This window comes from Mycolicibacterium helvum (assembly GCF_010731895.1).
GTDB classification, from domain to species: Bacteria; Actinomycetota; Actinomycetes; order Mycobacteriales; family Mycobacteriaceae; genus Mycobacterium; species Mycobacterium helvum.
In genome coordinates this window covers 5,904,537-5,917,400 of the sequence record NZ_AP022596.1, presented here as the reverse complement: position 1 = coordinate 5,917,400, position 12,864 = coordinate 5,904,537, and the positions used below count along the sequence as shown (strand labels likewise).

Sequence of the window (12,864 nt, the reverse complement as noted above, 5' to 3'; positions counted from 1 at the left end):
GGCAATTCCTTCCGTCGGTATTTTTATACCGTATGCTGGGCCGCATGGTCCGCGTACCCCTGAGTCCCGAACAGATCCGAGCCGGCCAGCGTCTCGGCGCATTGATCAGGACGGCCCGAGCCGGCCGCGCTCCCGAGGTCATCGCCCGGGACGCCGGAATCTCCCCGGAGACACTGCGCAAGATCGAAGTCGGCAGACTGCCCAGCCCGAGCTTCGGGACGGTGGTAAGTCTGTGCGATGCACTGGGTTTGCCGCTTCAGGACGCCGTCGAGGTCTGGCGCGGCGACGGCGATCAGCAGATGGCAATCTAACTAACTAGTTGATGCGAAACCGCTTGATCCGTGATGTCGCGCCTGACACCAGCGTCACGGCGCCGCGGGAGACGCCAAGATGCTCGGCGAGCAACCGGGCCGCAGCCGCGGTGGCCTTGCCCTCGAGTGCGGGCTCCCGCACAAAGATCGTCAGCGAGCCGTCGGCAGCCGTCTCGACCAGCGGACCCTTGCGGCTGCCGGGCTTGACAGTGACGACGATGGTCTCGCTCACCTAGCGGGCGACGACCACCGAGGAGCCGTGACCGAACAGGCCCTGGTTGGCGGTGACGCCGACCTTGGCGCCCTCGACCTGACGGCCGGTGGCCTGGCCCTTGAGCTGCCAGCTCAATTCGCAGACCTGAGCGATGGCCTGGGCCGGAATCGCCTCGCCGAAACTCGCCAGACCACCCGAGGCGTTGACCGGAATCCGGCCGCCGATCGTGGTGGCACCGCTGCGCAGCAGCTGCTCGGCCTCGCCCTTCGCGCACAAGCCGAGATGCTCGTACCAGTCGAGCTCCAGTGCCGTCGACAGGTCGTACACCTCGGCCAGGGACAGATCCTCGGGGCCGATACCGGCTTCGGCGTAGGCGGCGTCCAGGATCTGATCCTTGAATACCCGCTCCGGGCCGGGTACCACCGCGGTGGAATCCGTTGCGATGTCCGGCAATTCGGGGAGATGCTGCGGGTATTGCGGGCTCTGCAGGCTCACCGCGCGCACCGACGGCACACCCTCGACCGATCCGAGATGCTTCTCGGCGAACGCCTTGCTGGCCACGATCACCGCGGCTGCGCCGTCGGAAGTCGCGCAGATGTCCAGTAGCCGAAGCGGATCCGACACCACCGGGCTGGCCAGCACGTCCTCGACGCTGGCCTCCTTGCGGTAGCGGGCATACGGGTTGTTCAGCCCGTGCCGGGCATTCTTGACCTTCACCGCAGCGAAGTCTTCGAGCGTGGCGCCATAGAGGTCCATCCGCCGGCGGGCCAGCAGCGCGAAGTACACCGTGTTGGTGGCGCCGATCAGATGGAAGCGCTGCCAGTCCGGATCGTCGCGGCGCTCACCGCCGACCGGGGCGAAGAAGCCCTTCGGTGTGGTGTCGGCGCCGATGACCAGGGCGACGTCGCAGAATCCGGCGAGGATCTGCGCCCGCGCGCTCTGCAGGGCCTGCGAGCCGCTGGCGCAGGCCGCGTAGCTCGAGGTGACCGGGATGCCGTTCCAGCCGAGCTTCTGGGCGAACGTCGCGCCGGCCACGAAGCCGGGGTAGCCGTTGCGGATGGTGTCGGCGCCGGCCACCAGCTGGATCTGGCGCCAGTCCAAGCCGGCCTCGGCCAGCGCGGCACGGGCGGCCACCACGCCGTACTCGGTGAAGTCGCGGCCCCACTTACCCCAGGGGTGCATGCCCGCGCCAAGGATGTAGACCGGGTCAGGAGTTCCAGCACTCATTTCGCAATCTCCCAGGCGTAGGTGACGCGCTCGACGCCGTCGTCATCGGTGTAGAGCGGCATCGTCGTCAGCTCGACCTCCATGCCGACCTTCAGATCAGCGGCCAAGGTGCCCTCGACGACCTTGCCCAGCACGATCAGGCCCTCATCGGCGAGCTGGACGGCAGCCACCGCGAACGGTTCGAACTCGTCGGGCGACGGGTAGGGCGGTGGCGGCTTGTACCGGTTCTCGGTATAGCTCCAGACCGTGCCCCGTCGCGACAGGGCGACGGCTTCGAGCACATCGCTGTCGCAAGCCGGGTTGGGGCAGTTGTTGGCCCGCGGCGGGAAAACGTAAGTCGCGCACTGTGGGCATTTCGCGCCGATCAGATGCGGCACACCGGCGTCGTCGTGGTCCCACCATCCGTCGATTGCCGGTAGTTGGGTGGGGGCGTCTGGAGATGCTGGCACGAGGTCATCGTAGGCGATCCTTCGCGCAGGACTGAAACATGTTCCAGTTCAGTGGGACGAAGCATCCAGCTGAGTTTTCGGCGACCCCGCGGGACTATCCCGCGGCAGATTGTGCTTGCCGTCGCAGGACGTAGCTGGTCATGCGCGCCTGCTCCGAGCGGTGTCGGAGCGGTACGTGCGGGTGACGCGGTCGAGGTCGGCGGCGCCCTCGCTGAGCGCACGGTGCATCTGCCGATTGGCGGTTACTACCTCTGCTGTCTCGGGTCTGCGCTGGTTCTCATAGCGGCGCAAGCCGTCGACGCCGCGCACGGCGTATTCGTCGGCCAACACCCGAGCATCGACGATGGCCTGCGATCCGCCGTTCGCTCCCACCGGGTACATCGGATGGGCGGCGTCGCCCAGCAGTGTGACTCGTCCGACACCCCAGTAGGGCAACGGGTTTCGGTCGACCATCGGATAGGCGAAGATATTCTCGGTGCGCGTGACCAGAGTGTCGAGGTCCAGCCAGTCCAGCCTCCAGTGGGTCAGGTGCCGGATCACCTCGGCCGGGTTGGCCGGCAGATTCCACTGCGCGTTGCCGTCGAGCACGCCGGGTTCACCGGTTGGCACCTGCAGCACCCAGTTGACCAGGTCGCCGCCGATCGGGTAGGTGACGAGGTCGACGCCGTTGTCGCCCTTGATGATCGCCATGGTGCGCCCGTCCAGGAACGCCGGCATCGCCGCGGCGCCGCGGTACATCGTGATGCCCGACCACATCAGCGGGTCGGGTCCGGGGTGCAATGCGGCCCGCACCGTCGAGCCGATTCCGTCGGCACCGATCAGCACGGCACCGGATAGCGCCCCAGCCGTGGTCCGCACCCGGACCTGACCCGCATCCTGGGTGAACCCGTCGACACCGATCCCGGCTTGCACCGCGGACCTGCCCAGACGGCTGCTCACCGCCTCGAGCAACAGCATCTGCAACCGACCGCGGTGGACAGACAGCTGCGGATGCGGGTCGCTGGCGGCCAGCCCGCGCGGCTCTCGGAACAACAGCTCGCCGGTGCGGCCGTAGAAGCAGATGGAATGTGGTGCGACCGCCATCTCGTTCAACGCTTCGCCCAAACCGAGGTCGGTGAGTTCGCGGACGGCGTGTGGCAATAGGTTGATCCCGACTCCGAGAGGCCGCAGCGTCCGGGCGCGGTCCATGATGGCGACGTCGACGCCGCGGGCGTGCAGGGCCAGCGCGGTGGTCAGGCCACCGATCCCGGCTCCGGCGATGAGAACAGCGTTGTGGGTCATGTCGTCAAGGTTCGATGCCCACCGGCTATAAGTCCAAGACATTCTTGTTTCTGAAACCATAAGCTGTCGTTATGGAACTGCGGCAGCTCGAATACTTCGTCGCGGTCGTCGAGGAAGCGAACTTCACCCGCGCCGCCGAGCGGGAGTTCGTCGCCCAGCCTGCGGTCAGTGCGCAGATCGCCCGCCTGGAACGCGAAGTCGGCCAGCCCTTGCTGGATCGGACCCGCCGCGAGGTGCGACCGACCGCAGCCGGCCAAGCGATGCTGCCGTATGCCAGGGCGGCATTGGCCGCGGTCGCCGACGCGCGCGCCGCGGTCGACGAGGTGGCCTCGCTGATCCGCGGATCGGTCGCCATCGGAACAGTCACCGCCCACGACGTCGACATGCCGGGATTGCTCGCCGACTTCCACCGGGCCCATCCCCACGTCGACGTCACTCTCGGCACCGACGACACCGCCGGCCTGGTGGAAGGCGTGCAGTCCGGCCGGCTCGATGCCGTGATCATCTCGGTCGGTCCCGACGCGTTGCCCGACGGGCTCGACGGTGTCGTGGTGACCGACGAGCCGATCGTCGGCGCGGTGGCCGTGGATGACGAGTGGGCAAGTCGTCACGCGATCACGTTGGCCGATCTGGTCGAACGCACCGTCATCGCGCTCCCCGGCGGTACCGGAATCCGGCGTCAACTCGACAGTGCTTGTGCGGCAGCGGGTCTCAGTGTCCGGGTGGCGCTCGAGGCCAGCACGCCGTCGGCCATTGCCGACTTCGCCGAGCGCGGGCTGGGGGTGGCAGTGCTGCCGCGGATGGTGGCGACAGCACGGGCAGGGCTGCACCCGCTGCCGATCACACCTCCGCTGCGGGCGCGGCTCGTGTTCGCCTGGCGTGCGCACGGCCCGATGAGCCCGGCGGCCCGGGAGCTGGCCGGGATGGCCCGGGACCGTCTGGGTGTCGGCACGGTTGCCTAGAGTTGGGTGCGTGAGCCCCACCAAGACCGCCACTGCGGCCCCCTCGGCAAAATCCGGCGTCGACACCAAATCGACGTTGATGCTGTTGGACGGCAACTCGCTGGCCTTCCGGGCGTTCTACGCGTTGCCCGCCGAGAACTTCAAGACGAAGAACGGGCTGACCACCAACGCGGTCTACGGGTTCACCGCCATGCTGATCAACCTGTTGCGCGACGAGCAGCCCACCCACGTCGCCGCGGCCTTCGACGTCTCCCGCCAGACCCACCGCTCCGAGAAGTTCCCGGAGTACAAGGCCAACCGGTCGAGCACCCCGGACGAGTTCCGCGGCCAGATCGACATCACCAAGGAAGTGCTTGTCGCGCTGGGCATCACGGTGCTCGCGGAGCCCGGGTTCGAGGCCGACGACATCATCGCCACCCTGGCTACCCAGGGCGAGAACGAGGGCTACCGGGTCCTGGTGGTCACCGGTGACCGCGACTCACTGCAACTGGTCAGCCAAGACGTCACCGTCCTGTACCCGATCAAGGGTGTCAGCGAGTTGACCCGTTTCACCCCCGAGGCGGTCGAGGCCAAGTATGGGCTGACCCCGCGGCAGTACCCCGACTTCGCGGCGCTGCGTGGCGATCCGAGCGACAACCTGCCCGGCATTCCCGGTGTCGGGGAGAAGACCGCCACCAAATGGATCGTCGAGTACGGCTCGCTGCAGTCGCTGGTCGACAACGTCGACGCGGTCAAGGGCAAGGTCGGCGACGCGCTGCGCGCCCACCTCGGCAGCGTCATACTCAATCGGGACCTCACCGAGCTGGTCAAGGACGTCCCGCTCGCCCAGACGCCGGACACCCTGCGGATGCAGCCATGGGACCGCGACCAGATCCACCGGCTCTTCGACGATCTGGAGTTCCGGGTCCTGCGGGACCGGCTGTTTGACACCCTCGCCTCGGCCGACCCCGAGGTCGACGAAGGATTCGACGTGCGCGGCGGCGCGCTGGAGCCGGGCGCGGTGGCTGCCTGGCTGGCCGAACATGCCTCCAGCGGTGCGCGCTGCGGGCTGGCCGTGGTGGGCACACACCTGGCCTACGACGGCGATGCGACGGCCGTGGCGATCGCCGCCGCCGACGGTGAGGGTTGTTACATCGACACCACCACACTGACCGCCGAGGACGAAGCGGCACTGGGCGGGTGGCTGGCCGCGGCGGACCAACCGAAGGCACTACACGAGGCCAAACTGGCGATCCATGATCTGGCCGGCCGCGGCTGGACGTTGGCGGGGGTCACCTCCGACACCGCGCTGGCCGCCTACCTGGTGCGGCCCGGTCAGCGCAGCTTCACCCTCGATGATCTCTCGTTGCGGTACTTGCGCCGTGAGCTGCGGGCCGACAACCCTGAACAGCAACAGCTTTCACTACTCGACGACACTGACGGCGTCGACGATCAGGCGGTGCAGACGCTGATCCTGCGGGCCAGGGCCGTGACCGATCTGGCTGATGCGCTCGACGAGGAGCTGACCCGCATCGACTCCGCGGAGCTGCTCGCCGAGATGGAGCTGCCGGTGCAGACGGTGCTCGCCGGTCTGGAATCGGTCGGGATCGCGGTCGACCTCGACCAGCTGCGGCAACTGCAGAGCACATTCGGCAACGCGATCCGCGATGCGGCCGAAGCCGCATACGCCGTGATCGGCAAACAGATCAACCTCGGGTCGCCCAAGCAGTTGCAGGCCGTGCTGTTCGACGAGCTGGAGATGCCCAAGACCAAGCGCACCAAGACCGGCTACACCACCGACGCCGACGCGCTGCAGGGGCTGTACGACAAGACCGGCCACCCCTTCCTTCAGCACCTGCTGACTCACCGCGATGTCACCCGGCTAAAGGTCACCGTGGACGGTCTGCTCAACGCCGTCGCCGCCGACGACCGCATTCACACCACCTTCAACCAGACCATCGCGGCAACCGGCCGGTTGTCCTCCACCGAGCCGAACCTGCAGAACATTCCGATCCGCACCGAAGCGGGCCGGGAGATCCGGGACGCGTTCGTGGTCGGTTCCGGCGGTGGGATCGAGTACGCCGAGCTGATGACAGCCGATTACAGCCAGATCGAGATGCGGATCATGGCCCACCTGTCCAAGGACGCCGGCCTCATCGAGGCGTTCAACACCGGGGAAGACCTGCATTCGTTCGTCGCGTCGCGGGCGTTCGGTGTGGAGATTTCCGAGGTCACGCCCGAGCTCCGCAGGCGGGTCAAAGCAATGTCCTACGGACTGGCCTACGGGCTGTCGGCCTACGGTCTGGCGTCGCAGCTGAAGATCTCCAACGAAGAGGCCAAAGACCAGATGGACCAGTACTTCGCCCGGTTCGGCGGGGTGCGCGACTACCTGCAGTCCGTGGTCGACCAGGCCCGGAAGGACGGTTACACCTCCACGGTGCTGGGCCGGCGCCGCTACCTGCCGGAATTGGACAGCAGCAACCGCAACGTGCGGGAGGCTGCCGAGCGGGCCGCGCTCAACGCTCCGATCCAGGGCAGCGCGGCCGACATCATCAAGGTTGCGATGATCCGGGTCGACGAGGCGCTGCGCACCTCGGCGCTGAAATCTCGGATGCTGCTGCAGGTGCACGATGAGTTGCTACTCGAAGTCGCGCCGGGGGAGCGCGACGCGGTCGAGGCGCTGGTTCGCGACAAGATGGGCGGTGCCTACCCGCTGGACGTGCCGCTCGAGGTGTCGGTGGGCTACGGCCGTAGCTGGGACGCGGCGGCGCACTAACGCCCGCTAGGCAACGGGTGGGCGGTAGCCGTTCAGCCAGTGCAGCACGGGCCCGGCGGCCGCCCGGGCGGCGACGACGCCGTCCACCTCCAGTTGCTGTAAGGCGAATACTCGGGCGTCACCGAAGCCACGGTCGATGCGGTCGCGCACAAACGCCAGCTCGACGACCTGGATGGCGAATTTTTTCACCCCGCGCCCGGCCGGGCGCCCGCCGTATCCGGTGGCCGCGGCGACCACCTGCTTGCGAGTGTGGATCGTCCCCAGCCAGCCGGCCTCGGTCGGCGTGATCAGGCCGGCGGCGACCATGCCGGGCAGCTTCTCGGCCACGATGCGCTGCTCGCGCCGGCGGCTGCGCACGGCCAGCGTCACGGCCAGGATGAACACCGGCATCATCCACACGAAGTACAGCCCGAAGTAGGCACCCGCGCCCAGCAGTGCCGAGCCGTTCCACAACCCGTGCATGATCACCGCGCCGAGATAGCCGATCAGAACGCAGCCCGCCTTTGTCAGCCGATTACGTTGCTGCAGAGCGAAATACACGCCAATCGCGGTGAACGTGGTGAACAGTGGGTGAGCAAACGGCCCCATCACGAGGCGTATCCCCGCGGTGAGAAGCGAATCGGACAGCGACGCGCCGTCGGCGATGTAGAAGATGTTCTCCAGCCAGGCGAATCCGATCGCCGTCACCCCCGCATAGACCAGGCAGTCGGTCAGAGAATTGAGTTCATTGCGCCGCGCGCCGGTCATCATGATGAGCAGGAACAGACCCTTGGCGGCCTCTTCGACCACCGGGGCGCCCAATGCGATGGTGATTGGGCTGGAGTCCGCCCCGCCGCTGTTCACCGCCGCGTCGACGACCATCTCCAGTGCAACCGAGACCACGACCGCCACCGAAGCGCCCCACAGGAAGGCCAGGATCAGCAGCCGCGGCGGCTCGGGCTCCCAACGGTCCAGCCAGAGATAGGCCAGCAGGACCAGGATCAGCGCCACCGTGGCCAGGGCGAACCCGATCGCCGTGCCGACGGGGTTCACGGCGGTCAGCAGGACCAGGATCAATCCGGCGATGGTGCCGAGAACGATGATGACCGCCAGGGGTGCGCCGACCTTGCGGATCGCTCGGGGCACCGGCGGGGCCACGGCGTGGGGCGGTGGCGGCATCCCTGGGCTGTTCACCCCTGCAGATTAGTGGCGCCGGGGTGGCTACGGACGGGTGGCCCACAGCGGGCTCACAGGCCCGGGTTTGTCCAGCGTGCGCCTAGTCGAGTAGGCTCGGACAGTACCTGTGTGCACTCTGCGGGTACTTCTCTACAAGCACCACCACACTGTCCCTACGATTGAAGCTGTCCGGAGCAACCCAACAATATGCCAAGTCCCGTCGCCACCTCGCCGCAAGTAGCCCTCAATGACATCGGCTCAGCGGAGGATTTTCTCGCCGCCATCGACAAGACCATCAAATACTTCAACGATGGCGACATCGTCGAAGGGACCATCGTCAAGGTTGACCGTGACGAAGTCTTGCTCGATATCGGCTACAAGACTGAAGGTGTCATTCCTTCTCGCGAACTCTCCATCAAGCACGACGTCGACCCCAATGAGGTTGTGTCCGTCGGCGATGAGGTGGAAGCCCTCGTCCTCACCAAAGAGGACAAAGAAGGCCGCCTGATCCTGTCCAAGAAGCGCGCTCAGTACGAGCGTGCCTGGGGCACCATCGAGGCACTCAAGGAGAAGGACGAGGCCGTCAAGGGCACCGTCATCGAGGTCGTCAAGGGCGGCCTGATCCTCGATATCGGCCTGCGCGGCTTCCTGCCCGCGTCGCTGGTCGAGATGCGTCGGGTCCGCGATCTCCAGCCGTACATCGGCAAGGAGATCGAGGCCAAGATCATCGAGCTGGACAAGAACCGCAACAACGTGGTGCTGTCCCGTCGTGCCTGGCTGGAGCAGACCCAGTCCGAGGTCCGCAGCGAATTCCTCAACCAGCTGCAGAAGGGCGCCATCCGCAAGGGTGTCGTGTCCTCGATCGTCAACTTCGGCGCGTTCGTCGATCTTGGTGGGGTCGACGGCCTGGTGCACGTTTCCGAGCTGTCCTGGAAGCACATCGATCACCCGTCCGAGGTGGTTCAGGTGGGCGACGAGGTCACCGTGGAGGTGCTCGACGTCGACATGGACCGCGAGCGGGTTTCGCTGTCGCTGAAGGCCACCCAGGAAGACCCGTGGCGTCACTTCGCTCGCACCCACGCGATCGGCCAGATCGTTCCGGGCAAGGTCACCAAGCTGGTGCCGTTCGGTGCGTTCGTCCGTGTCGAAGAGGGCATCGAGGGTCTGGTGCACATCTCCGAGCTGGCTGAGCGCCACGTCGAGGTGCCGGATCAGGTCGTGCAGGTCGGTGACGACGCGATGGTCAAGGTCATCGACATCGACCTGGAGCGCCGCCGCATCTCGCTGAGCCTCAAGCAGGCCAACGAGGACTACACCGAGGAGTTCGACCCCTCGAAGTACGGTATGGCCGACAGCTACGACGACGCCGGGAACTACATCTTCCCGGAGGGCTTCGACGCCGAGACCAACGAATGGCTCGAGGGCTTCGACAAGCAGCGCACCGAGTGGGAGGCCCGCTACGCGGAGGCCGAGCGCCGGCACAAGATGCACACCACGCAGATGGAGAAGTTCGCCGCTGCCGAGGCCGAGGCCGCCAGCCGTCCCGCGACGGCCAACGGTTCCTCCTCGTCATCGAGCTCGGGTGAGTCGGCCGGCGGTTCGCTGGCCAGCGATGCTCAGCTCGCGGCTCTCCGTGAGAAGCTGGCGGGCAACGCTTAATCAGGCTGCCTAACAACTCCATTCGATGCTGCGCATCGGTTTAACCGGCGGTATTGGCGCCGGAAAGTCGACGGTGTCCGCCACATTCTCAGAATGTGGCGGCATCGTCGTCGATGGGGATGTCATCTCCCGTGAGGTCGTCGAGCCCGGCACCGATGGTCTGGCCAGGCTCGTCGACGCGTTCGGGGCGCAGATCCTGCAGCCCGACGGCGCTCTGGATCGGCCGGCACTGGCCACGATCGCGTTCAGCGACGAGGAGAAGCGGCAGACCCTGAACGGCATCGTTCACCCGCTCGTGGCGACCCGGCGGTCTGAGCTGATCGCCGCCGCCGGCGAGGACGCGGTGATCGTCGAGGACATCCCGCTGCTGGTCGAATCACAGATGGCGCCGATGTTCCCGCTGGTCGTCATCGTGAACGCCGACCCCGAGGTGCGGGTGAAGCGGCTCATCGAATACCGCGGTTTCAGTGAGGCCGACGCCAGAGCTCGCATCGCCGCGCAGGCCACCGAGGAGCAACGACGATTGGTCGCCGACGTCTGGCTGGACAACTCCGGTACGTCGGGGCGGCTCGTCGAGCAGGCCCGTGAGCTGTGGTATCAGCGGATTCTGCCGTTCGCGCACAACCTGGCCACCCGTACCCCGGTGGCCAGTGCGCCCGCACTGGTCGCGGCCGATCCCACCTGGGCCGACCAGGCCCGCCGGATCGTGGCGCGGCTCAACACCACCTGCGGGCACCGGGCCGTGCGGATCGACCACATCGGGTCGACGGCGGTGCCCGGCATGGACGCCAAGGACGTCATTGACGTCCAGGTGACGGTCGCCTCCCTCGAGCTCGCAGACGAGCTCGCCGAGGATCTGTTGCGGGCCGGCTATCCGCGAGTCGAGGCGATCACCTCTGACGCGCCCAAGGCGGGTACTGATCCGGCGTTGTGGCACAAGCGCTTTCATGCTTCAGGCGATCCGGGTCGGCCTACCAACATACATATTCGGGTGGACGGGTGGCCCAATCAGCAGTTCGCGCTGCTGTTCGTGGACTGGTTGATCGCCAATCCCGGTGTGCAGGCGGACTATCTGGCCGTCAAGCGTTCGGCTGCCGGGCATACCGACATGGGTGCCTACGCCGAGGCCAAGGAACCGTGGTTCCTCGATGCGTACCGGCGGGCGTGGGAATGGGCGGCGAGCACCGGCTGGACGCCCGGAACCTGACGTCGCGCCCGGGGGAGTGTCAGCGGCGTTCCAGGATCAGCAGCGGGATTTCCCGGGACGTGTTGCGCTGATAGCCCGCATATCCCTTGTAGGCCTTGACCACTTGCGGCCACAATTCGGCTCGTTCCTCCGGGCTGGCACACCGGGCCAGCATCGGAACTGTCGCGCCGTCAACGGTCACCGTGACATCTGGGCTGGCCATCGCGTTCTTGTACCAGTCCGGGTGATCTTGGTGTCCACCCTTGGATGCCACGACGACGATGCGGTGGTCATCGTGGAGCGGGGAGGTCAACAGGTTGGCGTACGGCTTGCCGGATTTGCGGCCGACGGTGTGCAACTCGACGGGCAGCATTCCCATCACGGTGCGCGGGTAGCGGCCGCCTGTGAGCGCGAGGATGAGCCGGTGACCGTTTTCCAGCAGCCAGGCGCTGACCTCGGCGACACTATCGGGTTTGTGCACGTCCCCAGCGTATCGGCGAATACGGACTCCGAGCCGTTTACGTCGCTGGCGGCGGTGGGGCCGCTACGGGTGCTGCTGTCGGGGCGGGAGTGTCCAAGGGGGCGCCGCATTGCAGCGTGCCGTAGAGCGGGTCATCTTTGGGGCGGAATAGCCGCGGTGCGATGAATTGGTCTGCCTGCGCCACGATCTCGTCGTCCACCAGGATCTCGCAGTGCAAGTTCGATCCGTAGGGCCACTGGATGGAGATTTCCATCCCGGCCTTGTTGGGATCGTGGAGAACCGTATTGACCTCGAAGGTCATCCCCGGCAGCAGTGTGGGTTGGTCGCTGTTGACGTTGTTGTCATCGATCTTGTACGCGACGACAGCGCCGCGGGAGGTGCCGTCCGCTCGGGCCCGGTAGGTGATGTTGTGCAGCAGCTGGGGGTCGGAACCGCCGTTGGCCGCTGGTGCCGGCGCGGGCGGTGGCGTCGGTGCCGGGTCGGCCAGCGCGGTAGCCGCGGTTAACTGAGAACCCACGGCAAGGAGGGTCGCGACGGCGAACCTCAACCATCCGCGCTTGATGGGACTCATAGCTAGGCAGACTACTCGTTGGGTACGGGGGTGCCGATTAGTTGCCCCGTCACGAATGGCTCAGAGCCAGGTCAGGTAGATTCCGTCGGCGGCGAGCCAGGCGTTGAGGTCATGGTCGTGGCGCGCCAGGCCCTCGACGGCAACCACAACATGCCGCAGCGCGGCCTCGGCGGTCGCGGTGGTCACCAGGCCGTCGCGGTGGGCCGCGAACAGTTCGTCGATATCGACGAGGTCGGTGCGGTCCCCGGTGTAGACGACGAGGTCGAGGTAGTGGTCTTCGGCATGCCAGGCCGTATCACCCACGTCGATGTGCCCAATGTCGAGGTAGTAGTCCTGCGGACGCTCATAGCCGGCGTTGAAGTGGAAGACATTGGCCCGCAGCCCCAGCGACGGCAGCAGCCAGGACTCGAGGTAGTGGAACTGGGCGCGGCCCGGGGTCGGGCGGGCCATGTACAGCCCCCATGGGGTAACCCGGTATTCGTCGACGGCTCGCAGGATGCCTTTCGGGTCGGTATTGGTGTAGCCGACCAGGTCGAACGTCTCCTGTTTTGGCGGATGGACGGCTGTCGTCCCCGGTGGTTCGGCCACGGGGTCAGCTTATGGGTGTCCGGGG

13 protein-coding genes are annotated in these 12,864 nt (G+C 66.7%); 5 read left to right on the top strand and 8 right to left on the bottom strand.

Annotation, left to right across the window (positions count from 1 at the left end; genetic code table 11):
* Positions 1 to 44: 44 nt before the first annotated feature.
* The gene (locus G6N38_RS27855; protein ID WP_163751321.1) at positions 45 to 311 is read left to right on the top strand and encodes a helix-turn-helix domain-containing protein; all 267 of its coding nucleotides are present in this window, start codon (positions 45 to 47) and stop codon (positions 309 to 311) included.
* A gap of 4 nt (positions 312 to 315) precedes the next feature.
* Here G6N38_RS27855 and G6N38_RS27850 read toward each other — a convergent pair whose 3' ends face one another.
* From G6N38_RS27850 to G6N38_RS27835, 4 genes are all read right to left on the bottom strand, one after another.
* Positions 316 to 543, bottom strand: coding sequence for a DUF167 domain-containing protein (locus G6N38_RS27850; protein WP_163751320.1), 228 nt, complete (start codon positions 541 to 543; stop codon positions 316 to 318).
* The gene (locus G6N38_RS27845; RefSeq protein ID WP_163751319.1) at positions 544 to 1,752 is read right to left on the bottom strand and encodes a lipid-transfer protein; all 1,209 of its coding nucleotides are present in this window, start codon (positions 1,750 to 1,752) and stop codon (positions 544 to 546) included. It abuts the gene before it with no gap.
* Positions 1,749 to 2,201 carry a Zn-ribbon domain-containing OB-fold protein gene (locus G6N38_RS27840; RefSeq protein WP_163751318.1) on the bottom strand — a complete coding sequence of 151 codons (453 nt, stop codon included), beginning with the start codon at positions 2,199 to 2,201 and terminating at the stop codon, positions 1,749 to 1,751. Before G6N38_RS27840 ends, G6N38_RS27845 begins: the two co-directional genes overlap by 4 nt.
* A gap of 138 nt (positions 2,202 to 2,339) precedes the next feature.
* Complete coding sequence (locus G6N38_RS27835; RefSeq protein WP_163751317.1) at positions 2,340 to 3,482, bottom strand: FAD-dependent monooxygenase; 1,143 nt, start codon at positions 3,480 to 3,482, stop codon at positions 2,340 to 2,342.
* 71 nt (positions 3,483 to 3,553) lie between these two features.
* On the opposite strand from G6N38_RS27835, the gene G6N38_RS27830 reads away from it, so the two are divergent.
* Positions 3,554 to 4,444 carry a LysR family transcriptional regulator gene (locus G6N38_RS27830; RefSeq protein ID WP_163751316.1) on the top strand — a complete coding sequence of 297 codons (891 nt, stop codon included), beginning with the start codon at positions 3,554 to 3,556 and terminating at the stop codon, positions 4,442 to 4,444.
* Positions 4,445 to 4,523: 79 nt separating this feature from the next.
* Positions 4,524 to 7,199 (top strand): DNA polymerase I, encoded by a 2,676-nt coding sequence (gene polA / locus G6N38_RS27825; protein WP_163752497.1) that lies wholly within the window; start codon positions 4,524 to 4,526, stop codon positions 7,197 to 7,199.
* 6 nt (positions 7,200 to 7,205) lie between these two features.
* Here polA and G6N38_RS27820 read toward each other — a convergent pair whose 3' ends face one another.
* On the bottom strand, positions 7,206 to 8,372 hold the full coding sequence (locus tag G6N38_RS27820; RefSeq protein WP_407662843.1) for a PrsW family intramembrane metalloprotease: 1,167 nt from the start codon (positions 8,370 to 8,372) through the stop codon (positions 7,206 to 7,208).
* 189 nt (positions 8,373 to 8,561) lie between these two features.
* Here G6N38_RS27820 and rpsA point away from each other — a divergent pair, with 189 nt between their 5' ends.
* Entirely contained in the window at positions 8,562 to 10,013 is a 1,452-nt protein-coding gene (rpsA, locus tag G6N38_RS27815) for a 30S ribosomal protein S1 (protein ID WP_163751315.1), read from the top strand.
* Positions 10,014 to 10,038: 25 nt separating this feature from the next.
* Complete coding sequence (coaE, locus tag G6N38_RS27810) at positions 10,039 to 11,220, top strand: dephospho-CoA kinase (protein ID WP_163751314.1); 1,182 nt, start codon at positions 10,039 to 10,041, stop codon at positions 11,218 to 11,220.
* Positions 11,221 to 11,239: 19 nt separating this feature from the next.
* Here the strand turns inward: coaE and G6N38_RS27805 are convergent, their stop codons facing one another.
* Genes G6N38_RS27805 through G6N38_RS27795 form a run of 3 tightly spaced genes read right to left on the bottom strand, consistent with a single transcriptional unit; the run spans position 11,240 to position 12,839 of the window.
* Entirely contained in the window at positions 11,240 to 11,680 is a 441-nt protein-coding gene (locus G6N38_RS27805; protein WP_163751313.1) for a nitroreductase/quinone reductase family protein, read from the bottom strand.
* Positions 11,681 to 11,717: 37 nt separating this feature from the next.
* On the bottom strand, positions 11,718 to 12,251 hold the full coding sequence (locus G6N38_RS27800) for a hypothetical protein (RefSeq protein ID WP_163751312.1): 534 nt from the start codon (positions 12,249 to 12,251) through the stop codon (positions 11,718 to 11,720).
* A gap of 60 nt (positions 12,252 to 12,311) precedes the next feature.
* Positions 12,312 to 12,839, bottom strand: coding sequence for a ribonuclease FAU-1 family protein (locus G6N38_RS27795; protein ID WP_246227479.1), 528 nt, complete (start codon positions 12,837 to 12,839; stop codon positions 12,312 to 12,314).
* Positions 12,840 to 12,864: the final 25 nt, after the last annotated feature.

Excerpts from the sequence above, each read along its gene's own strand:
- G6N38_RS27800 (WP_163751312.1), bottom strand. The coding sequence starts at position 12,251 with ATGAGTCCCATCAAGCGCGGATGGTTGAGGTTCGCCGTCGCGACCCTC.
- G6N38_RS27830 (WP_163751316.1), top strand. The coding sequence starts at position 3,554 with ATGGAACTGCGGCAGCTCGAATACTTCGTCGCGGTCGTCGAGGAAGCG.
- coaE (WP_163751314.1), top strand. The coding sequence starts at position 10,039 with ATGCTGCGCATCGGTTTAACCGGCGGTATTGGCGCCGGAAAGTCGACG.
- rpsA (WP_163751315.1), top strand. The coding sequence starts at position 8,562 with ATGCCAAGTCCCGTCGCCACCTCGCCGCAAGTAGCCCTCAATGACATC.
- G6N38_RS27855 (WP_163751321.1), top strand. The coding sequence starts at position 45 with ATGGTCCGCGTACCCCTGAGTCCCGAACAGATCCGAGCCGGCCAGCGT.
- G6N38_RS27845 (WP_163751319.1), bottom strand. The coding sequence starts at position 1,752 with ATGAGTGCTGGAACTCCTGACCCGGTCTACATCCTTGGCGCGGGCATG.
- G6N38_RS27835 (WP_163751317.1), bottom strand. The coding sequence starts at position 3,482 with ATGACCCACAACGCTGTTCTCATCGCCGGAGCCGGGATCGGTGGCCTG.
- polA (WP_163752497.1), top strand. The coding sequence starts at position 4,524 with ATGCTGTTGGACGGCAACTCGCTGGCCTTCCGGGCGTTCTACGCGTTG.